Source organism: Sulfitobacter sp. 1A13353 (assembly GCF_043557255.1).
GTDB classification, from domain to species: Bacteria; Pseudomonadota; Alphaproteobacteria; order Rhodobacterales; family Rhodobacteraceae; genus Sulfitobacter; species Sulfitobacter faviae.
In genome coordinates, this window is the sequence record NZ_JBIFFS010000008.1 from 248,934 (window position 1) to 268,860 (window position 19,927).

The window sequence follows — 19,927 nt, forward strand, 5'->3', positions numbered from 1 at the left end:
CTCAGAAATCCGAAGTGGCTTCTAGCCAGGCAGGGCGATCTTCAAGTGCAAGCACCTCATGGCCGTCTTCATTCTCGACGAAGCGGTACTCGGTGTTGTCAAAGCAGAAATGCGTAATTGACGCGCTTTCGAGAACCAGAAGCTGCGCTTCCGATGCGTGCTCGAGGTAGGAGGCCCAGTCTGCGATCGGATCCCCGGTCATCCAGCGGGTCTCGCCCCCGTCAGGCCCTTTGAGGACTACACCGCGGTAGCTGTCGGCTTCGCCTTCGGTGTAATCGATGTATAGGTGGTGTCTCTGGGGCATGAACCTCTCCTGCGCTTGTCATATATCTAAGATCAGCATGCCTGAGGAACAATGTGTATCGTCGTCTTTTTCGCACGTCCGTTTTACCTTCAAGCTAAACCCCACCAAGAAGGAAGACCAAAGATGGCCCTCATCCCATTTCCACCGCAACTCGCCTCACAATCAGCAAGTGCCGCCGCGGCCTCTCTGGAAAGCCGGAAGGGCCTGAAGGCCGGAGATCACGAAACGGCTGGCGTGGCCTGCTACCGTGCGGCCGATGGAGAGTTCCGCATGGCTTACGACCTCTACCGGCCGGAGTACCCGGAAGGGGCTGAGCCCGGGATCGGGACCATTGCCGCGAAGCTTGAGTGGTATCCAAACGACACACAAGGGTACAAGATCCGGGTCACGGATTTTACGCCAGCTCATGAGTTGCTCGAGAAAACAGAGACCTGGAGCAACCCCGCCGCCGCGATCGTCACCACCAATGGCAACAGTGTTTTCTTTCTCGCCCCGTCGCAGGACCATCTCAATGAGATCATCCATGTGCCGGCAGGCTCAGACATCCCTTTCAAGCGCCCGCATGTCCAATTGACGGGAGATCGGCCCTCCGCGCCCGAAGCGGCTGTTTTCATGAACCCCGCAGGACGTGATACCGTCCTTCTCGGCAAGCCCATGGATATCGCCGAGGCACTGATGTCGCGCTATGACGTCGGCATGCCGAAGGGAGCGCCTGAGAAGACGGGTCTTTCCCCAGATGAGGAGGTCCTGCATCAACTCTGCTGTGCGCTCAATGACCGCTACGCTTTTGATTTCAAGATGTGCGACCCCGATAACCTCGTTGTCATGAACGAGGTTGAGGCGGAGATCAGCTATACAGAAACGCCCGCGCCATGAAGGGCGCCGAGATCCTCGCGCAGCTGCGCCGCGATGCCGGCGGCGCAGGCATGCATGTCCCAGGAAAGGGTTTGGTGGTGCTTTGTCCGAGCGAGGCAATCGGTCGCCAAATCTCGCCGCATGGCGCCACGATCCTGGCCAAACCAGAGCATGGTCAATCAGACGGCATTCGTATGGTGATCCAGCTCTTGGGGCACGGCGCCACCATCACTGTGACGACAGAGCATATCCCGGACAATCTGCATATCCCTGAGGGTATTCCTATTGTCCTACATCCTGAATGCGATCCTGAGCAGTCGGAAATCCGCGCAGCCCTCAAGACACTCGAGGCCAATCGGGGTGGGCCTTTGCGTGTTCCCAACATTTGGGTCTGCGGTTCCATAGAGGATTATGAGGCCGCGCGCGCAGCTGATGTCATTCCCGAAGAGGTCTCCGTCTTCACCAAAGGGCCAGATTTCGATAGGTGTGTCGAAGAGCGACGCGACATGAAGGACATTGTGGTTGTTGATGATGGCACATTAATGGTGGCCGCATTCGCGACACCCTCTTGGTCGCCCATGGGGGTGCATCTCCACCAAATCGGCCAGGTCAGCGATGAGATGCAGCTGCGGGTTTTTGATACTGCAAAAGACGGCGTCAATATCGTCAAACTTAATGACGATAACCCTGAACCCTGAACATTCAGGCTTAGAGGTTGTAGACATCCGGCACGATGACAAAGGCGGCCCGCATAGGATGCGTCCGCATGTGGTTCAAGCCTTTGGCCTGATTGGGCAGAACCGCATGGGTGCAGCCTGCATCCAGCAAGATCAGCTCACCACGCTGCGGGGTGCAGACGTGGTGCTTGCCCTCTTTGTCGATCGACAAGAGGCGGTGTTGCGCTTCATTGTCGAGGATCAGGTTTACCTGCGTGGTGCAGACATCCATCTCGTCGGTGTGGCAATGGGCATACCAGGCTGAGAAGGCCTGAATGTCAGTCCCCCATGCCGCAAGACCTGGAAGCGCTTCATCAAAGCGTTTCTTTAGCTCTTCACTGCATTTGAAATCGCGGGCAAAGCACGCGAAGTCGTTGTCCTGCTCGGCATCGAGGATGACCGCAGCCTCCGCATCAAAGCCATACTGCTTTGCGATGGCATGGTCCGTGTCGTTGTTCTCCTGCGGCCAGCCGGCATTCGCGTAGTCGCTGATGTTCTCATCGAAGAAGGCACGGGTCTCTTCGTCAACCTGTCCGATCAGCTGCATGGACACGGCAGGATCGACCCCACAGATCTCATGCAAGGTATCAGCCTTAGGCTCAGGTTTGGGCTCGGGCTCTGGGGCTCCGGTCACGAGGTCTTCCCTCTTTTTCGCGATCGAAATCTTCAATGTGGTGATGTCGTAGCCGCGCGCTTCGAGCTCTTCGAGAACCGACGGCTCGAAGGCCCATTTGTCATGCAGCGGACCCATCCAGCGGGGTGCCGATAGAGCATGATGCATCAAGTGACGGTCCTCCCGCGGCACGCCCTCGCCTGCGGCATAGATGAGATCGGGGTCCTCATCGTAGAGCTTGCCCCATTGAACCTTGAGCTGGCCGGACCTGGGACGCGGTGCGCTGAAGTTTTTCTGCTCAGACATGTGCATCTTCAGTGTTTGCATCGCAGGCGCGGTGCGCACTCTGCGCCGCTTGCAGCATGCCCTGACCGTCAAAGCACCAGCCGGGTACACCGCTGACAAAGTCTCGAACTGATCTGGACTTCTGGATCTTCAGGTTCAGTCTTTCGGCAAAATCATGACAGGCCTTCCAATCTGCCTGCGCATCGCCCGTTCCCCAGGTCAGGGTCGGGTCGCCATTCCGACGCAGTTTAATGCTATGATAGGCGCCAGTCTGGAGGTCATACTCGATATAAAGATGATAGGTGTAGCAGGTCACCGAGGCTTCTCCGAGCCGAAGATGCCTGAGGCAATCACAGCCATTTCCAGTCCAGACATCGCGGATGGACTGCGCTCAATTCGCTGTGCAAGACGCTTTTGCCGCGGGGTCAGCTTTGCCGCCTCGCGCTCTTTGGTCTTTTGGATATCCTTACGTTTGTTCTTCTTGCGCGGCATGACATCGTTTCCTTGATGGGTCTGGGGCGGGCTTAGGCGGCAGCGCCCATAGCGGCATGGTGGCTGTCCCAAAGGTCAGTGGAAGGGAAACTTCGCAGGGACTGGGACCGCAGCATGCGGGCCTTGGCTGCATAAGCGACGGGCCTTCCTTTGTCGGTAAGGGAATAGACCTCAATCGATCGGCCGCCATGCGCCAATGTGGTGACATGGCGGATCAACCCCTCGATGCGTGCCTGATCAAAGGCCGCTCTCTTTTGGAAATCCTGGGGTGCGGTCTGGCTGCAGCTCTCACCGATTTCGGTGATGAAGCTGGCCATGACAAAATCGAGGACTGTCATATCATTGTGCCGGGTCATATCTGGCTCTTCTGTGCTCATAGTAATATTTTTCGCATCAGGTCATTTCTCGAAGAGAAGCCTTAGAGTTTAATTATGCGCAGGTGTTAAGACTTCAACGCTGTTCCGACGGAGGAGGGGCCTCAGGGATCGCCCGCTCTTCTTCGGTCATCTCACGCTTGCCCATTGGTCTTTCATTGAACAAAGACGCCACAGTTATCTTGCGCTTCTTATGTTTTGGTTTCCGATCTTGAAGGGCATCGTGAAAGCCCTGGCGCCACTTCCCCCATAACCTGCCAGAGTTGTCTGAGCGATAGGGGTTGTTTTCATCGCTCCCGCCCTCACATGCTGCGTCATACCCGTTAATATATGCATCTGCCGAAGTGGTCATATCATCTCACCTTTCAAAAAGGCGGGGTGCCGGCCGAGGCCGAGCGCCGCAAACCGCATTTGCAGATATATTCAGATGTCGGATTGATACCATGGGCATTCAAAAGGCCTTTCAACCGGTCGATCTCATCCATCGCATCACGGCTGATCTCACAGATTTCACGCATGCTGACGTCCTGAGGCTCTTCCATAGCTTCGTTCAAACGTTCTTCGATAGGTCGCGCCATCAGCTTACTTTCCGAAAATCATCCAGGTGGGGTGAATCTCAATAGGGTCCATCGATCCACCGGACTTGATCCGCCAGCCCTTTTTGCAGTCTCCATCGATGTCCGGCTCTGGTCCAAAATCCGGAGCGGCATAGACGCCATTCGTGCTTTTGGAGCGGCCCAACCATTCCATGATCGTATCGACCATTAAAGAAGGGTGAAATGTGACTGGTTTGCCCTTGCTCATGTCGCCATCATAGAAGAGATGGAGGGCATTGCCCACCTGACGAACGCCTGTGATGCGATTATTTTCGCACAAATTGAGGAAGCCTTGAAGGCGTTCCGGTCCAAGGCCGGTGGCCTCGAGCATCAATGTATCGCTCATTATCGTTCTCCTCAGATCAGCTTTGCGCCGACTTTTTCAGCGGCCTTGACCAGCTCATCTACTTTGTCAGGTGCGATATGGAAGGCCACGAGCATTTGCTTATCCTGCTTCGCCATGACGCGGTTCCAGAGCCAATGCATGGGTTGATAGATGCCCGGCTTGATACCGTCCACAGCCATACTGTTCACCGCATAACCGAGATTATCCAGTCGCACTACAGCATCATCGGCCAGAATAAATTCCCCGATATCGTTCTCATACTCATGGGCGATGTCATCGACATAGAAGTCTTTCGGCCAATGGTTCTGGTAGAAATCGCGGAAGGCTGCACCTGTGATCATGCTGTTCTCGTCTGCGGTATCGCCGGGGTTCAAAGTCATGATGAGGTCGCCTTTCTAATTCAGTTGATACGGGCAAAAGCCATGCGGCAAACAGCATGCGGAAAGAAGCCGCGCCATGCGTTGTACTCATGGGGCTCAACCAGATCATACATCGGAATGAACCCACCATAGGGGTGCCATTCTTTATGCTTGTTGCGGTACGCCTGGCTCCAAGCCATGCAGTCCGTATGGGCTTTGAAGGTCCATACATCGCCGCCGTCTTTGCAGCGCTGACTGGTATAGCGTGTGCCCGGGCGGATCTCCTGACCACACTCCTCACAGAAGTGGACCTTGCGCGCGACCAGGCGGTACTCTGCAATCAACTCGGTCATAGGGCGATCTCACTGGTTGGAGATTTGGGGCTTTGGAACAGGTCAGCTCCCGGCGCTAGACCATTTCGGATCATCGGGCGCTGGCTCCAATGAACACCGCCCTCGATGATTGTTTGCACAAAATCGGGGTGAACCCATTTGTAGCGGCCGACGGTCTCGCCATCCTTCTCGATTTTGAGGTAGAGCCCCTCCATCAGGTCCGCGGAGGGACCACATTCGGCCAGAGCCTGCTCTGGGTCCACACCGGCGGTTTTCGCAGCCTCACGGAGGCTCTCACGCCACTGCGTGCTGCGGTATGCTGATGTTCCGACCAGATCCAGCAACTCCTTCTCGGAGCCCGGCCAATCATCGGCGAGGACAGGGACAGAGACCACCGGCAGCCCGGACAGAAGCTCTTGACGCGCAGGGGTCGACAGGAAGGCGCCGGTCTGGCGATCGAGAATGTCGAACTCGAAGAAATAATGAGGCAGGGCGTCGTAGAACTGCGTGTGCCGCGCAAAGCACCATTCACCATACATGGTGAAGCGGTTCTCCAGACGCTCCATGAGGGCCGCGTCATGAACGTTGGCCCATTCCTTGAAGAGGTTGAACTGACCCTCGCGTGCGCCGCCATTCAGGTAATGTCCACGGGACTGCAGGCGTTGCTCTAGCTCATCCGAATAGGAGAGACCGGTCTGTGCCCCGTCGAGCTTTTCCTCGATGACCATCTTGCAGTTTGGATGCTTCTTTTGCATCTCGCGCAGGGATACCTGACCTTCGGAAGTATCACCCTTCTGAAGACGCGACCCTGCCGCATGCGGGGTTCTGGGATATTTGTCGATCGTCTCCATTGGGAAGCTCTTATTTCCTATTTTTCGCAATTCAGTAACTTTGATATAGTTTAGGATATTCTTTTTCACAACAGTGTTTGGCTAAGTTTTCCAGATTTTGAAGATCATTGTTTTATGCAGAGGGCGGCTCATCAGGAAACTTTCATTCTCAACGCCTATAGTTTTCGCAATGCAAGGAGATCACCATGAAGATCACAGACTACATTGGGGCCCAGGCCCGCATCGGCGCGGAACAAAGCCAAAAAGCCGGATGGCGCAAGCTGTTGGTTGGCGCCGCGGCGCTGGCCCGTAAAAATCCCGCCGAGCTGGTCTCTATGGTCTCAAAGCTGGCGCAAACGGAAGCCTTTGAGAACGAGCGCCTTGATGGCTGGACGGATCTCGATGAGATCGACAGCGAGACACCCCAGAAGTTCGACGTTTGCGATCTGCGCATTTGGATCAAGCTCGCGGAAGAAGCCGATGTTGCAGCCGTACCTGCCAAAGAGGTGGCCCGGCTTTCACATGATGAGCTCGAGGTCCTCTTGGGGCGTGTGCAACTGCCGAAAAAGCTGCGCGAGACGATCACCAAAGGTCTCAAAGAAGGCCTTGAGGCTGGGAACACCGCTTCAGGATCAGATGCCGAGCTGGGCAAGGCCGTGTTCGACAGGTTCGATGCCGCAAAAGAAGAAGCCGAAGAGCTGCAGATCAACGCAGCGGAGACCTTCGCCAAAATGGAATCCGCCCTGGATGAAGTTCCGTCAGACTGGATGGTGCGCACACATCTTGCCGGGTCGAACAACCTCAAAGCCCTCGTGGGCTGCGGGCTGATGACCCGTGGCGACGTTACCGCCAAGGTGCAGGAGAATTTCGAGATCGGCGGTGGCTGGGTCCGTGCTGGCAACCGGCGGCTGATCGATTTCTCGGATCCACGCTTTCTTGAGACAGGCATCGGTGGCCACAAACCCTTTGTCTCCTATCTCGCCCGGCCCTGGGCGCCGGCGGGGCGCTTCCATGAGGCTGAAGATCTGCACCGCGCCAATACGCCGATTGCAGGCCGAGGGGTCTGGCCTGCTGAATGGCGGGTTTTCGTGCGCGCCGGTCAGGTCACTGGCGTGGCCAATTACTATGGCTGGACGGGCGATGGCGCCACAGCGGAGAATGCCTGGAACGCTGTAGAGGCGGCAGCGGCAGCTCAAGATATCGTGGATCTCGCAGAGCATAAAAATCTGGCGGGCGCCTATATGAACCAGGATTTCATCCGCAACGGCGGCCGGGACAAGGAGACGATCGAGATCCTCGATCGGGATTGGCCGGAAGATCGCATGCACTGCACCTTGGATTTTCTGGAATCAGATAAGGGTCTCGTCTTCCTTGAGGCTGGACCAGGGCATATGCCTGGTGGGGGCGGCCATCCTTGCGCCTTTGCGGGGCAGGGGGTCGCAGAAGGCGGGCGGAGCATCATCGCTGATTGTGAAGGTGTGGCCTATCTAGCAATGCCGCATGTCCATCTTGGCGAGCCTAAGACCTGGCATCATGGCGAGACAGAAGGCTGCATTGATAGTTGGGAGGATGCTGTTGTACTGGCGCGTAACCATGCGACCTTCACGCCTCGTGCGGAGCGTTTTCTGGAGCGTCTAGGGCTATCTTTTGAGGCAGAATGCGGCATGGAGCCCTGAACTCGGCTAGGCACTCTAAATCGGCTATACATCTCTCACGGATCGGTCGATGATGCGCTTCATGAAGATCAAAGAAAAAGAATGTCTCGCGAGATTGGGCGATATGGGTAAGGTCGCATGCGCTGTGCGTCTCCTGGCCGCCCGAAATGTGACCGGCTTGTCGCAACTTGAAGTATCGCAGAGGGCTGGGATAGCAAATAACGCCCTTAATAATATGGAAAGGTCGCGGCAATTCCCCAATCGAGAGGTCATGAGGTACTACCACCGCGCGCACCGCATTGATTTCAATTTCTTGATGCATGGCGACTTCGCCCAGCTTCCTATGGACATCCAAGACGCTCTTTTCGCGTATCTTGATACCCGTCAAAGGACGCCACAGATTGTTGATGGAGGTTGACCGGTATGGCCGTTTGTATTGCTTGCGAAAAACTCCGTCTTTAACTATGTTGGACAGCCCGGCCCATCATGGCCAATTGATTTACAGGAGCCAGAGATGAGCGTCACAGCAGCAACAGACCAGACCTTCGATGCCGAGGTCACCTTAAGCGATATCCCCGTTATCGTGGATTTCTGGGCGCCTTGGTGCGGGCCCTGCCGTCAGGTTGGTCCGGCCTTGGATGAGATCGCAGCTCAGCTCGATGGCCGCCTCAAGGTGGTGAAGATCAACGTGGATGAAAACCCCGAGACCGCGGCGCGCCTCGGCGTGCGCGGCATTCCGGCGCTGTTTCTCTACGATGAGGGTGAGATCATCGCCAACAAGACGGGTGCGCAATCCAAGATGGCGCTGCAGGGTTGGATCGCCGCGTCTCTGGAGTAACCTCCCGGATCTTATTGAGAGGGCGGCCCTGAAACGAAGAAGGACCGCCCTTTTGCACCCCTTGCGGGAGTGTGGCGGCCCATGACTTGATCACATTGCACCAACCAGATGGCCCTTTCAAGGACTTATTTTCGCAACGGTCAATACCGCCGCTCCGCCATGGCGCGGCGCCACTCCGCTTCTGTCTTGTAGGGAGAGGGGTAGATCGTACCATCCCAAACCATGGTCCAGCCTGACCAGGTCGTTCGGCGCGGGGCTGCCCCCACGGGCAGACCATGCTTAAGACCCAGCTTGCGGCAGAGGTAGTCAGACGCAGGTGGCATCTTGCCACCCGATTGCGCCAGTACACCAACACCGTGTCCGAGGATCACGGCTGCGGTCTCCTTGCTGACCTTGCCCGCCTGCAGCTTCACTTCGAGAAGACCTGAATGCACGAAGGCGTGACAAGCATGGCACAGCGGCTCCATGCTGATCAGGGTCATCTGCTTCTTGGCCCAGTTGATCTCAAAGCTCTCATGGGCCTCGAGATACTTCTTGAGTTTAGCATTCCGCGCTCTCACCCCGCAGGCGGCACAGGTATGATCATATTTTGCGTAGACCTGCCGACGCATCACGTCCCATTTTGCCCGCCCCATGATGCTGCGCGGGTTAAGCCCGTGCAGCGGGGTTGGGATCAGGGGCTGTTCAAGGATATGCGGCAGGGGTCCGATCATGATCACTCGCTCTCGCTGAACTCGGTCCCGGTTTCATAAGGGACACATGTGGCGTCGAGCATGTCGGGATAAATGTCCCAACCGCGCATCAATGCCTTCACCCGGAACCCATAGGAGGTCACATCACAGCGGTTCACGCCCGGCGCCACAACGGAGGCGGTGTAATCAGGGTAGAAGACGCTGCCGTGATCGGTCAGGGCATAGAGATTATGCATCAGGCTGGTACGAACGCGGAAATAGATCGCATCGCTTTCAGAACAGGGGATCTTGCGGCAACCGCGCACGGAGTGGATGTCGTCACCCACTTCCTCGGCCGCGGTGAGGTAGAGCTCTTCGTTCTCCCAGGTGGTCGCCATGAGCGTGCCCTGCCAAGCGGCATAGATGATGCTTGGCGTGATCCAAAGCGCAAGGAGTGTTGCCAATACCGTGGCGGTAACCCGCTTCTTGGTCAGGCGCCCTTCGGCATTGCGGGCATATCGGTTCCAGATGCGGCTGCGGTACCAGCGACCGAACTGACCTAGCTTGCGGAGCACCCATCCCAGCGGGCCTTTGTTCAGAAAGGAAAAGATGCCGGCCACGGCGGAAACCACGGATTCAATCCGGGCCGCACTGCGCTCAAGGAAGTTCTTTTCATAGGTCACGGGCAGGGTCCTCGGATCTGTGGAATACGATTGTGCCGCGCCGGGGCATAGCCTCCCCGGCGCGGTCGTGGCTGGGCGCGGGTCAGGCAGCCGCGCGCAGCATCTCGACACCAAAGCGGCGGGCCGCTTTGTCGTAGGTGATGTTGAAAGACGCACCATCATCCGCAGACTGATCCAGCAGGGCGTTCACGATCTTCGGTTCGAGGTCCGAATTGATCATGCCCGGCAGGCCACGCGCACCGATGCGGGGCTCGTAGCGGTCCGCGCAGAAGGTGGCGATCTCGGCGTCGGAGAAGGTGACGCTGATGCCATGCTCTGCATAGGAGGAGGCCAGATCGTCGACTTCGCGGCGGATGATCTTCTGGATCGAGTCCAATTCCAGCTTCTGGAAGCCGATGATGTTCTGGCGGCCGTTGAAGCGGTTCAGGAATTCCGGGCGGTAGTTGTTATCCAGATCCAGCATGCAGCCATCCATCGCGTCATCGTAGCTGATGCTCTCGTCCAGGAAGTGGGGCTGGCCGATGTTGGTGGTCATGATGATGATCGCATCCGAAAACTCTGCCACACGCCCGATGTTGTCGGTCAGGCGGCCGTCGTCGAGGATCTGCAGGAAGAGGTTGAACACATCCGGGTGCGCCTTCTCGATTTCATCGAAGAGAATGACGCGGTTGCGGTTCGTACGCATGGCATTGGTCAGAATGCCGCCCGCCTCGAAACCCTCGTAGCCCGGAGGGGCACCGATCAGCTTCGACACAGCATGGCGCTCCATATACTCGGACATGTCGAACCGGGTCAGCGCCTTGGCGTCGCCCAGCAACTGACGGGCGACCTGCTTGGCGATCTCGGTCTTGCCAACACCGGAAGGACCAGGCAGGAGGAAAGAAGCAAGCGGCTTGTCCTTGTTGCGGCGGCCCACTTTGGAGACTTTGATCGCATTGGCGACCTTCTCCACGGCAGGATCCTGACCGAAGAGGGAGCCCTTGAGGTTGGCTTCCAGCTCGCGCAGGATCGCCTTCTCGTCTTCACCCAGCTTTGCCGCCGGGATGCCGGAGATACGGGCGAATTCAGCCACGACAGTGTCACGACACAGCTCAAGGTCTGCGTTCATTTCAGCGGCAACCGCCTCATAGTCCGCTTTATGCTGGGTCAGAGCGTCTTTGAAAGAGGCGAGGCGCTGCACGATCTCCTGTTCAGCGCGTGAGCCGAAGCCCTTGCCAGAGGTCAGGCGGGCGAAAGCCGGTGCGGCGCTGGGCGCTTCTTCTTCCGGATTTTCGGCCGCCTTGGCGCGCAGCTCTTCCAGAGCCTCTTCGAGCTTTACGATTTCGAGCTCAGCACCTTTCTGGCCTTCGTGGAACTTCAGGAGCTTTGCCTGACGTGCCGCGTGGCGCGACAGGATCGCGGCCAATGTTTCGCTGTCACCGGGTGCCGCGGCGCCCGCATCGATCTTGCGCTGCAGATCGGCCGCCTGAGGCGGTGTGGCATGTGCAGCAAGACGGTAGGACGCCAGAGCGCGGTCCAGAAGAGCGATAGAGCGCTTCGGCTGGGCAGAGGTGCCGCCAGCCTGGCGATACTTCTGGGTGAGCTCTACTGCGGTGTGAATAGCACCTTCGTTGACCGCAACGCCGTGGTGCTCGCGCAGCTTTTCAGTTGCCGCGGTGACGATGTCGATCAGATCCTGATCTTCAGGCTCGGTCACATCGAGGATCGTATAGGCTTCGCGGATCTCTGAATGCCATGCGAGGACCTTCGAGGCATCGCCGTCACAGGTCTCAAGAATGACTTGCAGCTTGCCGTCCCGGATCAGACCGTTGACGCCGTTGATGAAGTGCGTGGCGCCATGGGCGCGGCAAGCCTCAACGAAATCACCAGCATCTTCGATGATCAACACAGGCTCGACGCTTTTCTGCATGCGGGCCAAGCCACGGCGGAAGGCTGCATCGATCTCATTGGGATCGCCCGAGGAGAACATCTCGTCGACGTCCAGAAAGAAGAGAGACTTCGACACGATATCGAAGGGCGGATTGTCCATCCCCTTCATCGCCTGAAGACCCATGCAGAGGGAGGTTGCCCCCACGCCGGCAGGGCCGACGAGGAGAACAGAGCTTGAGTGCTTGCGCGCCAGGATGGAGCAGAGCTTCGAGAGCTCCGCGTCTCGTCCAATCAGCTTGAAGTCGGGATGGGCGGCCAGTTTGGCCGTCCCTGTGATGAGATGATCCGACATCGATTATACCCCCGGGAAGCCAGTGGTTTTTGGGGCCTGCTGCGCAGAGCCCTCACCGCTGTGCTCAGTTTCAACGATCGAGGCGCTGGCAATGTGCTCAGCCAGATCTTCCTTGGCTGCATTGGCGCTCTCGCGCAGCTGAACCATGCGTTCTTGCATTTCGGTCATGCCGTTGCGGACGATGCCGGTGGCGGCCTGCTGCACTTCGCGGATGTCTTCCAATTCCTTGAAGACCGTCTCCAGCTGGTCGTTGACCGTCGTCACGCCCATGGCCACGCGGATGACTTCGCGCGAAGAGATATCATTCGTAGATTCTCGCATCCGGCTCAGCGTATCCTTCGCAGCCTCGGAAGCTTCGCCAAGTGCGGCGCCGCTCACAGCGGTCAGAACGGTCGCCAGACGGTCAGCGGTTGCCGCCACACCCTGGGTGTTGATCTGGCGTGCCGTGTCGATCTGCTGATCGGTGGACTGGCGCATCGTGTGAACCCGGATCGCCTGCTGATTCAGATCGCCGTAAGCCGCCATGGTTTCGCCCTGCGAGCGGGAGATATGCGAGACGTGACCATCGAGTGCGCGGAGTTTTTCTTCGCGGGTCATCTTGTCGACGATGCTCTCGTCTTCGGGCGCGTCTGTCAAAGGCTTGCGGAGCTCGGCATTGGCCTTGGTGGCGTCCTTCATACCTTCGTTCAACACCGCATAGACCTTGATCATCGACTGGTTCGAGTCTTCCACATTGCCGATCTGGCCTGCGAGCTGGTCGAACTGACCGCGCAGGGAGCCGGTGCGCTCTTTAGCCGTGGTGATGAACTTCGAGGCAGAGTCGCGCAGGGCGATCACGCGGTCGCGGTTGGCTTCGTCAGACATGTCCAGGAGCTCACGCAGACGCGCTTTATGCTCGGCGGCATCGCCATCATCGGAAGGCACATTCTTCTGAGCCTTGAGGTTTTTGATGTCCTCTTTCAGCTTTTCCTGTTGTGCGCGCTCCGCCGCAATGGCGATGTCTGCGGCGGCGATGCTGCGCTGTGCATCCTTGGTCAGACCACCAAGGCCAAGGAAGGTCCGCTCGGTGCTGGCCTGGATCTTGACGGCTTCCTGCTGTGCGATCATTTCACGGGACCGGCGCTCTTGGTTTTCCAGATCTTCGATCTCGCCCTGCAGCTGCTCTTCGCGCTCTTTGTCTTCCTTGATCTGCTTGAAGGCATCGCCCATCAGGCCGTTGGTGCGCAGATAGTGGATGCTCTCGATGATCGACATGATGGGGTTCATGTTGTCTTCAAAGTTCAGCAGATCGGTGTTCATGTCCTTCAGGACAGACTGCAGTTCCGACATGGAATCCACGTTGGACAGGTTGATCACCTGTTCGGCCAGTTCGGTCTGCTGGGCGCTCAGCCATTCACGGAATTCGTCATAGGCTTTGACCTGCGCACGGTCGCGGTTGCGATCCAGTGTGGAAGTCGTCATTTTCGCAACTTCGGCCTGTTTCTCGGACAGCGAGAGAGCCTCGTCGAACATGACGTTGTAAAATGGGTTTGCCGTAATATTCGCATTCAGCGTGTCTTGGGCTTTGGACTTCTGTTTGGTTTTGGGTTTGGACGCCTCGAGGACGGCATCGTTCAAAACCGATGATTTCTTTGCTGCGGAAGCTGCGGACATCAAATGTCTCCTAAATTTGCCTGACTATGACTGTTACATATTCTTTTTCGCATCAGGCGCAATAGCGTTTTTCGCAAGACGCTCGATTTTTCGGTTTTCCGTGGTACAAGGGTATCAACATCAAAATTATGAACTTCTCAACTCATTCAAGGACATCAGGACATGACCCTGGCTCACAATCCACATCTAGCCCTTCTTCATATTTCTGAGGTTTTCGCAAATGCGTCAGATGACCTCGCGAGCTTCGCGGAAAGCGTGGCTGGGCGGAATTTCCCGCATGAGCAGGTTGCGCGACTGCATGACGATCCGAGCTTTGAAAACCTTGAGGTGGCCCATGCGGCCGTCACCGGTTTCGCTGATCACTGCGGCCACTCGATGCGGTTGATCGGCGCAGAAATGCATACAGATCTTGAGGACCTTCTCGACAAGGTAAACCAATGGGTGCCGTTCCGCGCCAAGCTTCTGACGGAATATCAGCGTGACGACGCAGGGAACACAAAGGCGATCCCGCATTTCTATCCCAAAGGGCAGGGGGAGCGCTTTCATTCGCTTGGCAATGCGGCGATCGTGGGTGGGATCGATGTCTCGGTCTTCGACAAGCCGTTGCGCGCGGAGGCAGTATACCCGGGCAAAGAGGCACTGGAAGCCTATGAGAATAAGACAGCGATGCCTGCGGCGAGCGGGACTGTGGCCTCCTATAAGATTGCCATCCTTGATGGTGAGATCCGGACGCCGGCTCTCTGGCCGCTTGACCTGCTGCGTGCGCAGCAGGTCGATGACGAGATGGATATGGCTCCATGAGCAAAACCAGAATTACGATCCTTGCCAGTGCCGTGGCCTCCTTTGCCATGATCGGCGCCTCTGCTGCTGAGGCTGAAACCATCCCGGCCCGGCTGGTCAGTGACCTGCAAGAAGATTTTGGCTTCGCGGACTTCCAAGCGGCCGGCGTCGCGGGCAACCTCGCCCGTGAGACGGGTAATTTCAGGTATCTTCAAGAAATCTCCCCGCTCGTTGACGGCTCCCGCGGCGGCCTGGGCTATGCCCAATGGACGGCAAGCCGAAGGGAGGCTTTTGAGGCCTGGGCAGGTGAGCGTGATCTTACGGAATACGAGACAAACTACGGTTTTCTGCAGCACGAGCTGAAGGGAGACTATTCGAACGTCGTCGACCGCGTTCTGGAGACAGGCTCCGCCGAAGAGGCCGCCGTGGTTTTCATGGACGGATACCTGCGTCCCCACCCCCAGTATGAACACATTGAGGAGCGAGTGGCTTATGCGGAGGCCTATCTCGACGAGGACTTCACCGGTGCGGGCTGCCAAGCCTACCACGAGGTTGAAGTATCTGGGCGCATGATGGTTGTCTCACTCTGCCCGGATCCCGTGCCACAGGTCGAGCGTCCGCCCCTTGGATGGGCTTTTGCTGAAGCCGATGTCGCCGAGTTCAATCACCTTGAGAGCGATGTTCAGGCTGTACTGGCGGACCTGCTGTCTTATGGGCCGTTGCCGTCTGAAAGGGAGGTGCCTGTAGCGATGTCCGCTTCCCATACGGTAGAAACCCGAGCGTCATATGTAAGCGCGCCGCGGGAGAAGATTTACGGACTTCTTGAGATAAAATAGACACCCCCACGGGGGCTTGTTGGGTAAAGCGGTACTCGGCTTGCCTCATGCATGAGGGTCATGAGTGAGGCGCCATTGGCGCCTCACTTTCATACAACAATTAGCAACAAAGCTGGCCTTATGCGGGTGGTGGCGGTCTGTAATACACAGCTTGATAGCAATCCTCCCATGCACCCCTTGCCTTAGCGAGGAAGGATACTTTGTTCGGGTGATCGCCCGGAAAACTCGAGCCGGTGGGCTTTGATCCATTGCACACGACATACCCATTCTCACCATGCTGGCCGTATTGGTCCAATGACCATTGGCCCTGACATTGCTTCCATATGACGATTTTGTCGCTTCTCGAGGGCTTAAAACCGCAAGCACTATACGCGCTCTGGGTTGGGAAAGGATAGCTCCATGGATTGTCTCGATCCGCGCTGCCCAAGTCAGGACCCGTGAACCCCGCCATCATCTCGTCAAAGTCTCCACCTGTGGATGCGCTATAGAAAACGGCCATCTCGGTGCCTGTTTTACAGGCTTCTGATACCGCTTCCGGGGTGACGGGTGCCGTCATGCTTGGGCCGTCCATAATGTCGATTTCACCAGCCGCCCTGATTGTTACGCCAGCCATACCGATCCCCATTGGTCCAGCGCCTGTCTCATCTATCACAGCCATACGCTGGCAGGCTGGGGAAGAGATCCCAGAGTAAGACATTACGAATCCTCGGCCGAGGCCCGTAATAGCTACCCCGCCACCATTGAAGGGATGCACGATGCTCTCACCTGCTTCACCGCCAACGAAGTTTGAGGGTACAGCGCCAGACTTCACTGCGGCAGCTGTGAGATCCACGTTGTCTCCGAAGACATTCTGGTTTTGATAAAGGGCTCGCATTTGCGATGAGATACCAACTGCAGCACGTGCGGTGTCAGTGACGCGGTTCGAGAGCTGCGATTGTTGAAAGAACACGATGCCACCGACGATTACGGCGAGAGCGATGACGAGGTAGAGCACGCCCTCGATAAGAGAGATGGCGCGCCGGCGGGCGCTGGCGCCCAAGATGGCTGTGAGTTTCATGTTGTGACTTCCGTGGTTTGTATCATCCAAGCATAACGGGGACACCCATGCGAAAATAACAAACGCTGTATATCTGGGTGGTTTCTCCACGGAAATCGCAGCTCAAAGTTGAAAACAACCTAGCCGGGGCAGTTGAGCATCCCGGGTTTCATATTTGTTTTGGCCGATTTTTTATTGATCACCTATCACCCGCATCTCGGATCAGGCGATTGGAGTTCATTGGCTTGGTGTGGCCTGTCCATCCCCAAAAGTGATCACGCGAAGCCTAAGGAAACTGTCACACCCGCTTAGTGTATCGGAGTGAGTCATGAAGCATGCCAGATGCGTTTATATATGACGTCAACTTACAAGGCTGCTGCATTCGAGAAAATTAATTCCATTAGATCGACATATGCTACACTACGAAATCCTCATCAGCGATGTTGGAAGCCAAGATAGCAATCATTCCAAGCGTTCTCCGCCCTGGTTATGTATTCAGGTGGGGGCCTGTTATCGGCCGGCCAGTAGTACCGACTGGGCCTAACACCATGACATAAAGCAATAACATTTCCGTTTCCTGCCCCGTACTGCTTTACGGACCATTCACCTACACAAGCTGTCCATATACTATATCCTGGTGCAGTTTTGACCCCACAAGCCTCTACCAAGGTCACATCCGGAAAAGGGTAGCCCCAGAGGTCGAGGGGCTCTTCCGGATCCTCATCTGCTTCCACGAATTTCGAACCGGGGTATTGCGCGTAATAAACCAACAACGTCGTACCATCGGTGCAAGCCGACGACGTCACATCAGCTTTCACAGCACCTGTCATCTCCGGGGCTGCAGTTGGGTCGACCGTTTCGCCCTGCGCGATGGTTAGCCCGACGATACCCGTGCCCATCGGGCCAACACCAGTCTCATCGATGCTCGCCAGCCGCAGGCAAGCTGCCTGGGAAATGTCATCGTAGGAAATGACGAAGCCCTTGCCATTGCCGGTGACCGACATGCTCCCACCGAAAGGATGCGCGATCGCATCGCCACTGCCATCGATAAAGTTCGATGGTACGGCGCCGGCGCGGATCATGGCGAGTGTTAGGTCTTCATTGTCTCCGAAACTGGTTTGGTTCTGATAGAGCGCCCGAGCTTGCGATGAGATCCCCGCCGCGGCGCGGGCCGTGTCGGTTACAGCATTGGAAAGCTGAGACTGCTGGAAGAAAACGATACCGCCGACGATAACTGCGAGAGCTATGACGAGATATAGCACGCCCTCTATGAGGGAGATGGCGCGCCGACGGGCGCTGGCGCCCAAGATGGCTGTGAGTTTCATGGTGTGACTTCTGTTGTGTTATATCCATGAGCTTAACTTACAGAGCGTTTTGATAGGCCATCAAAGCACTGTTTTCGCAACGCCGTCCCCAGAACTCAGCTGATTTTGGAGTTTAGGCTAACCTTTCGGGCTTACACCAATCGGGTATTCAGAAAAATAATGGCTGAAGTCGTCAGGGAAATAGGCATACACCTGTTCTGCCACCCCCTCTCGCAATCATCATAGATAGCATGGGCATGGTCGATCGTACCCGCCAATCTTTGGTAATTGCTCCGCCTATTTTCGCCGCCGATTAAAGCGGATCATGTAATATGCAACCCAGCACTCGTCATCCCAGGTTACATGCATGCAGCAGGTAGGCGCGCATCCGGTGGCGCCTGCTTGGCTGTAAGTTTCAAAATGCGCAACAAGTAGATATGAGCGTTTTATCCTTCACTATATGCAAGACCTTTCCAGCCCCGCCATTCCCATGCGATTTTGCAGGTATCCCAATCTTGTCTGGCTACTGCATACCAATAATTCGCATTATCTTGTCTGAAATCCCAACCGCTTTTATAGGGCTTTTGCCCACACATTTCGGCAAGGTTATCCTGCAATCCGTAGGTTGCATCACCCCAATCTGCAGCACATGTCTTCCAAACCCTAACCTGGTCGCTTCTTGCCGGCCTACCTCCACAAACGTCATAGAATCTGTTTTTTTGGAATGGGAAACTCCAAGGGTTATCCGTATCGAGATTGCTGCTTGATTCCCCACCGGCAGCTGCAAATTTCGCACCCGGATATTGTGCATAATATACCGCCATTTCTGCACCATCGGCACAGCTGGAGGACATCGCATCAGCTTTAATTGCACCGGTAATATCCGGTGCAGATGTAGGATCGACTGGATCACCTTCTGAGATCGTAAGGCCTACGATACCTGTGCCCATCGGCCCGACGCCCGTCTCATCGATACTCGCAAGCCGCAAGCAAGCTGCCTGTGAGATGTCGCTGTAGGAAATGACAAAGCCCTTGCCATTGCCGGTGACCGACATGCTCCCACCGAAAGGATGCGCGATCGCATCGCCTGTGCCATCGATGAAGTTCGACGGCACGGCGCCAGAGCGGATCATGGCCAGCGTAAGATCCTCATTGTCGCCAAACCCGGTCTGGTTTTGGTACAAAGCTCGAGCTTGCGATGATATCCCCACCGCGGCCCGCGCGGTATCGGTGACCGCATTGCTGAGCTGCGATTGCTGGAAAAAGACGATGCCGCCGACGATAACAGCGAGAGCGATGACGAGGTAGAGCACGCCTTCAATGAGGGATATGGCGCGCCGACGGGCGGCAAAGACCAGGTTGAATGTGATGCTCATGATGTCCCGCCTTTCCTCAGCAATCCTCATCGGGAGGCATTACTTCATAAGGCTCAAGCTGGTGCGTCTGTCCCCATACGTGCCATGAGCCGTCATAGCCGCGATAATCTGCAAAGACATCGATGACTTGGTTATTATTCGGCCTTATAAACGATGTATATGTTGGTCCTGCAGATGATCGCACTTGATCGAGGGGATATCCCCCAGGGATCTGTACGCCAGATACCCTGTAACCCCCATTGGCCTCCTCCCAAACCATTCCTGGCGGGCCGCAATAATATGAAAAGCCCCCACTGGGGTGTTTCGCATAGTAGATCGCCATTTCCACGCCATCGCTGCAATTCGCAGCAACTTCCTCAGCCGTCACCGCGCCCTTCATTTCTGGTGAAGTTGTTGGGTCGATAGGATCGCCGGAGATTGTAAGACCCAAAAGGCCTGTACCCATTGGCCCCACACCCGTCTCATCGATACTCGCCAAACGCAGACAGGCCGCCTGAGAGATATCGCTGTAGGAAATGACAAACCCATTGCCATTACCGGTGACCGCCATGCTCCCGCCAAAGGGGTGCGCGATCGCGTCACCAGTGCCATCGATGAAGTTTGAGGGCACAACGCCCGCACGGATCATGGCGATCGTGAGGTCTTCGTTGTCACCAAAATTCCTTTGGTTTTGGTACAAAGCCCGGGCTTGCGCAGAGATCCCCACCGCGGCGCGGGCGGTGTCGGTCACGGCATTGGAAAGCTGCGACTGCTGGAAAAACACGATCCCGCC

The 19,927-nt window shown here is 56.6% G+C and carries 26 protein-coding genes; 7 read left to right on the plus strand and 19 right to left on the minus strand.

Annotated elements, in window-relative coordinates:
• Position 1: 1 nt before the first annotated feature.
• Entirely contained in the window at positions 2-304 is a 303-nt protein-coding gene (locus ACGYLO_RS19100) for a hypothetical protein (protein WP_394377211.1), read from the minus strand.
• A 123-nt stretch (positions 305-427) separates the two neighbouring features.
• On the opposite strand from ACGYLO_RS19100, the gene ACGYLO_RS19105 reads away from it, so the two are divergent.
• Both ACGYLO_RS19105 and ACGYLO_RS19110 read left to right on the plus strand, forming a co-directional pair.
• Complete coding sequence (locus tag ACGYLO_RS19105) at positions 428-1,180, plus strand: hypothetical protein (RefSeq protein ID WP_394377212.1); 753 nt, start codon at positions 428-430, stop codon at positions 1,178-1,180.
• Positions 1,177-1,857 (plus strand): hypothetical protein, encoded by a 681-nt coding sequence (locus ACGYLO_RS19110; protein WP_394377213.1) that lies wholly within the window; start codon positions 1,177-1,179, stop codon positions 1,855-1,857. The genes ACGYLO_RS19105 and ACGYLO_RS19110 overlap by 4 nt, the downstream gene beginning before the upstream one ends.
• 10 nt (positions 1,858-1,867) lie before the next feature.
• Here the strand turns inward: ACGYLO_RS19110 and ACGYLO_RS19115 are convergent, their stop codons facing one another.
• The 10 genes from ACGYLO_RS19115 to ACGYLO_RS19160 all read right to left on the minus strand — a co-directional run bounded on the left by ACGYLO_RS19115 (position 1,868) and on the right by ACGYLO_RS19160 (position 6,123).
• The gene (locus tag ACGYLO_RS19115) at positions 1,868-2,794 is read right to left on the minus strand and encodes a hypothetical protein (protein WP_394377214.1); all 927 of its coding nucleotides are present in this window, start codon (positions 2,792-2,794) and stop codon (positions 1,868-1,870) included.
• Positions 2,787-3,089 (minus strand): hypothetical protein, encoded by a 303-nt coding sequence (locus tag ACGYLO_RS19120; RefSeq protein ID WP_394377215.1) that lies wholly within the window; start codon positions 3,087-3,089, stop codon positions 2,787-2,789. Before ACGYLO_RS19120 ends, ACGYLO_RS19115 begins: the two co-directional genes overlap by 8 nt.
• Complete coding sequence (locus ACGYLO_RS19125) at positions 3,086-3,265, minus strand: hypothetical protein (RefSeq protein WP_394377216.1); 180 nt, start codon at positions 3,263-3,265, stop codon at positions 3,086-3,088. The genes ACGYLO_RS19120 and ACGYLO_RS19125 overlap by 4 nt, the downstream gene beginning before the upstream one ends.
• A 32-nt stretch (positions 3,266-3,297) precedes the next feature.
• Positions 3,298-3,642, minus strand: coding sequence for a hypothetical protein (locus ACGYLO_RS19130; RefSeq protein ID WP_394377217.1), 345 nt, complete (start codon positions 3,640-3,642; stop codon positions 3,298-3,300).
• Positions 3,643-3,715: 73 nt separating this feature from the next.
• Positions 3,716-3,991: a hypothetical protein gene (locus ACGYLO_RS19135; RefSeq protein WP_394377218.1), complete on the minus strand. Its 276-nt coding sequence runs from the start codon at positions 3,989-3,991 to the stop codon at positions 3,716-3,718.
• A 13-nt stretch (positions 3,992-4,004) separates the two neighbouring features.
• Positions 4,005-4,217 carry a hypothetical protein gene (locus ACGYLO_RS19140; protein WP_394377219.1) on the minus strand — a complete coding sequence of 71 codons (213 nt, stop codon included), beginning with the start codon at positions 4,215-4,217 and terminating at the stop codon, positions 4,005-4,007.
• Positions 4,218-4,221: 4 nt separating this feature from the next.
• Entirely contained in the window at positions 4,222-4,581 is a 360-nt protein-coding gene (locus ACGYLO_RS19145) for a hypothetical protein (protein ID WP_394377220.1), read from the minus strand.
• Between the two features lie 11 nt (positions 4,582-4,592).
• Entirely contained in the window at positions 4,593-4,961 is a 369-nt protein-coding gene (locus ACGYLO_RS19150; protein WP_394377221.1) for a hypothetical protein, read from the minus strand.
• 20 nt (positions 4,962-4,981) lie between these two features.
• Positions 4,982-5,293: a hypothetical protein gene (locus tag ACGYLO_RS19155; RefSeq protein ID WP_394377222.1), complete on the minus strand. Its 312-nt coding sequence runs from the start codon at positions 5,291-5,293 to the stop codon at positions 4,982-4,984.
• The gene (locus ACGYLO_RS19160) at positions 5,290-6,123 is read right to left on the minus strand and encodes an RNA ligase family protein (RefSeq protein ID WP_394377223.1); all 834 of its coding nucleotides are present in this window, start codon (positions 6,121-6,123) and stop codon (positions 5,290-5,292) included. Before ACGYLO_RS19160 ends, ACGYLO_RS19155 begins: the two co-directional genes overlap by 4 nt.
• Before the next feature lie 185 nt (positions 6,124-6,308).
• On the opposite strand from ACGYLO_RS19160, the gene ACGYLO_RS19165 reads away from it, so the two are divergent.
• From ACGYLO_RS19165 to trxA, 3 genes are all read left to right on the plus strand, one after another.
• Positions 6,309-7,778 carry a hypothetical protein gene (locus tag ACGYLO_RS19165; RefSeq protein WP_394377224.1) on the plus strand — a complete coding sequence of 490 codons (1,470 nt, stop codon included), beginning with the start codon at positions 6,309-6,311 and terminating at the stop codon, positions 7,776-7,778.
• A gap of 49 nt (positions 7,779-7,827) precedes the next feature.
• Positions 7,828-8,175, plus strand: coding sequence for a helix-turn-helix domain-containing protein (locus ACGYLO_RS19170; RefSeq protein ID WP_394377225.1), 348 nt, complete (start codon positions 7,828-7,830; stop codon positions 8,173-8,175).
• Positions 8,176-8,271: 96 nt separating this feature from the next.
• Positions 8,272-8,595: a thioredoxin gene (gene trxA / locus ACGYLO_RS19175; RefSeq protein WP_394377226.1), complete on the plus strand. Its 324-nt coding sequence runs from the start codon at positions 8,272-8,274 to the stop codon at positions 8,593-8,595.
• 140 nt (positions 8,596-8,735) lie between these two features.
• Here the strand turns inward: trxA and ACGYLO_RS19180 are convergent, their stop codons facing one another.
• The 4 genes from ACGYLO_RS19180 to ACGYLO_RS19195 form a co-directional block, all read right to left on the minus strand.
• The gene (locus ACGYLO_RS19180; protein ID WP_394377227.1) at positions 8,736-9,308 is read right to left on the minus strand and encodes a hypothetical protein; all 573 of its coding nucleotides are present in this window, start codon (positions 9,306-9,308) and stop codon (positions 8,736-8,738) included.
• Between the two features lie 2 nt (positions 9,309-9,310).
• Positions 9,311-9,949: a hypothetical protein gene (locus ACGYLO_RS19185; protein WP_394377228.1), complete on the minus strand. Its 639-nt coding sequence runs from the start codon at positions 9,947-9,949 to the stop codon at positions 9,311-9,313.
• A gap of 82 nt (positions 9,950-10,031) precedes the next feature.
• The gene (locus ACGYLO_RS19190) at positions 10,032-12,170 is read right to left on the minus strand and encodes an AAA family ATPase (protein ID WP_394377229.1); all 2,139 of its coding nucleotides are present in this window, start codon (positions 12,168-12,170) and stop codon (positions 10,032-10,034) included.
• 3 nt (positions 12,171-12,173) lie between these two features.
• Positions 12,174-13,823 carry a hypothetical protein gene (locus ACGYLO_RS19195; protein WP_394377230.1) on the minus strand — a complete coding sequence of 550 codons (1,650 nt, stop codon included), beginning with the start codon at positions 13,821-13,823 and terminating at the stop codon, positions 12,174-12,176.
• Between the two features lie 162 nt (positions 13,824-13,985).
• Here ACGYLO_RS19195 and ACGYLO_RS19200 point away from each other — a divergent pair, with 162 nt between their 5' ends.
• Both ACGYLO_RS19200 and ACGYLO_RS19205 read left to right on the plus strand, forming a co-directional pair.
• On the plus strand, positions 13,986-14,624 hold the full coding sequence (locus ACGYLO_RS19200; protein WP_394377231.1) for a hypothetical protein: 639 nt from the start codon (positions 13,986-13,988) through the stop codon (positions 14,622-14,624).
• Complete coding sequence (locus tag ACGYLO_RS19205) at positions 14,621-15,439, plus strand: phage tail tip lysozyme (RefSeq protein WP_394377232.1); 819 nt, start codon at positions 14,621-14,623, stop codon at positions 15,437-15,439. The genes ACGYLO_RS19200 and ACGYLO_RS19205 overlap by 4 nt, the downstream gene beginning before the upstream one ends.
• Before the next feature lie 118 nt (positions 15,440-15,557).
• Here the strand turns inward: ACGYLO_RS19205 and ACGYLO_RS19210 are convergent, their stop codons facing one another.
• From ACGYLO_RS19210 to ACGYLO_RS19225, 4 genes are all read right to left on the minus strand, one after another.
• Complete coding sequence (locus ACGYLO_RS19210; protein ID WP_394377233.1) at positions 15,558-16,496, minus strand: hypothetical protein; 939 nt, start codon at positions 16,494-16,496, stop codon at positions 15,558-15,560.
• A 413-nt stretch (positions 16,497-16,909) separates the two neighbouring features.
• A complete protein-coding gene (locus ACGYLO_RS19215) occupies positions 16,910-17,800 on the minus strand; it encodes a type 4 pilus major pilin (RefSeq protein WP_394377234.1) in 891 nt (296 codons plus the stop codon).
• A 425-nt stretch (positions 17,801-18,225) separates the two neighbouring features.
• A complete protein-coding gene (locus ACGYLO_RS19220) occupies positions 18,226-19,155 on the minus strand; it encodes a type 4 pilus major pilin (RefSeq protein WP_394377235.1) in 930 nt (309 codons plus the stop codon).
• A gap of 16 nt (positions 19,156-19,171) precedes the next feature.
• On the minus strand, positions 19,172-19,927 hold a 756-nt coding region (locus ACGYLO_RS19225), incomplete at its 5' end, for a type 4 pilus major pilin (protein ID WP_394377236.1).

What these genes read in the sequence shown, in the direction of transcription:
- ACGYLO_RS19205 (WP_394377232.1), top strand. Translation starts at nt 14,621, where the DNA reads ATGAGCAAAACCAGAATTACGATCCTTGCCAGTGCCGTGGCCTCCTTT.
- trxA (WP_394377226.1), top strand. Translation starts at nt 8,272, where the DNA reads ATGAGCGTCACAGCAGCAACAGACCAGACCTTCGATGCCGAGGTCACC.
- ACGYLO_RS19190 (WP_394377229.1), bottom strand. Translation starts at nt 12,170, where the DNA reads ATGTCGGATCATCTCATCACAGGGACGGCCAAACTGGCCGCCCATCCC.
- ACGYLO_RS19150 (WP_394377221.1), bottom strand. Translation starts at nt 4,961, where the DNA reads ATGACTTTGAACCCCGGCGATACCGCAGACGAGAACAGCATGATCACA.
- ACGYLO_RS19195 (WP_394377230.1), bottom strand. Translation starts at nt 13,823, where the DNA reads ATGTCCGCAGCTTCCGCAGCAAAGAAATCATCGGTTTTGAACGATGCC.
- ACGYLO_RS19130 (WP_394377217.1), bottom strand. Translation starts at nt 3,642, where the DNA reads ATGAGCACAGAAGAGCCAGATATGACCCGGCACAATGATATGACAGTC.
- ACGYLO_RS19165 (WP_394377224.1), top strand. Translation starts at nt 6,309, where the DNA reads ATGAAGATCACAGACTACATTGGGGCCCAGGCCCGCATCGGCGCGGAA.
- ACGYLO_RS19220 (WP_394377235.1), bottom strand. Translation starts at nt 19,155, where the DNA reads ATGAGCATCACATTCAACCTGGTCTTTGCCGCCCGTCGGCGCGCCATA.
- ACGYLO_RS19115 (WP_394377214.1), bottom strand. Translation starts at nt 2,794, where the DNA reads ATGTCTGAGCAGAAAAACTTCAGCGCACCGCGTCCCAGGTCCGGCCAG.
- ACGYLO_RS19100 (WP_394377211.1), bottom strand. Translation starts at nt 304, where the DNA reads ATGCCCCAGAGACACCACCTATACATCGATTACACCGAAGGCGAAGCC.
- ACGYLO_RS19105 (WP_394377212.1), top strand. Translation starts at nt 428, where the DNA reads ATGGCCCTCATCCCATTTCCACCGCAACTCGCCTCACAATCAGCAAGT.
- ACGYLO_RS19210 (WP_394377233.1), bottom strand. Translation starts at nt 16,496, where the DNA reads ATGAAACTCACAGCCATCTTGGGCGCCAGCGCCCGCCGGCGCGCCATC.
- ACGYLO_RS19135 (WP_394377218.1), bottom strand. Translation starts at nt 3,991, where the DNA reads ATGACCACTTCGGCAGATGCATATATTAACGGGTATGACGCAGCATGT.
- ACGYLO_RS19110 (WP_394377213.1), top strand. Translation starts at nt 1,177, where the DNA reads ATGAAGGGCGCCGAGATCCTCGCGCAGCTGCGCCGCGATGCCGGCGGC.
- ACGYLO_RS19140 (WP_394377219.1), bottom strand. Translation starts at nt 4,217, where the DNA reads ATGGCGCGACCTATCGAAGAACGTTTGAACGAAGCTATGGAAGAGCCT.
- ACGYLO_RS19180 (WP_394377227.1), bottom strand. Translation starts at nt 9,308, where the DNA reads ATGATCGGACCCCTGCCGCATATCCTTGAACAGCCCCTGATCCCAACC.
- ACGYLO_RS19215 (WP_394377234.1), bottom strand. Translation starts at nt 17,800, where the DNA reads ATGAAACTCACAGCCATCTTGGGCGCCAGCGCCCGTCGGCGCGCCATC.
- ACGYLO_RS19160 (WP_394377223.1), bottom strand. Translation starts at nt 6,123, where the DNA reads ATGGAGACGATCGACAAATATCCCAGAACCCCGCATGCGGCAGGGTCG.
- ACGYLO_RS19155 (WP_394377222.1), bottom strand. Translation starts at nt 5,293, where the DNA reads ATGACCGAGTTGATTGCAGAGTACCGCCTGGTCGCGCGCAAGGTCCAC.
- ACGYLO_RS19145 (WP_394377220.1), bottom strand. Translation starts at nt 4,581, where the DNA reads ATGAGCGATACATTGATGCTCGAGGCCACCGGCCTTGGACCGGAACGC.
- ACGYLO_RS19125 (WP_394377216.1), bottom strand. Translation starts at nt 3,265, where the DNA reads ATGCCGCGCAAGAAGAACAAACGTAAGGATATCCAAAAGACCAAAGAG.
- ACGYLO_RS19200 (WP_394377231.1), top strand. Translation starts at nt 13,986, where the DNA reads ATGACCCTGGCTCACAATCCACATCTAGCCCTTCTTCATATTTCTGAG.
- ACGYLO_RS19170 (WP_394377225.1), top strand. Translation starts at nt 7,828, where the DNA reads ATGATGCGCTTCATGAAGATCAAAGAAAAAGAATGTCTCGCGAGATTG.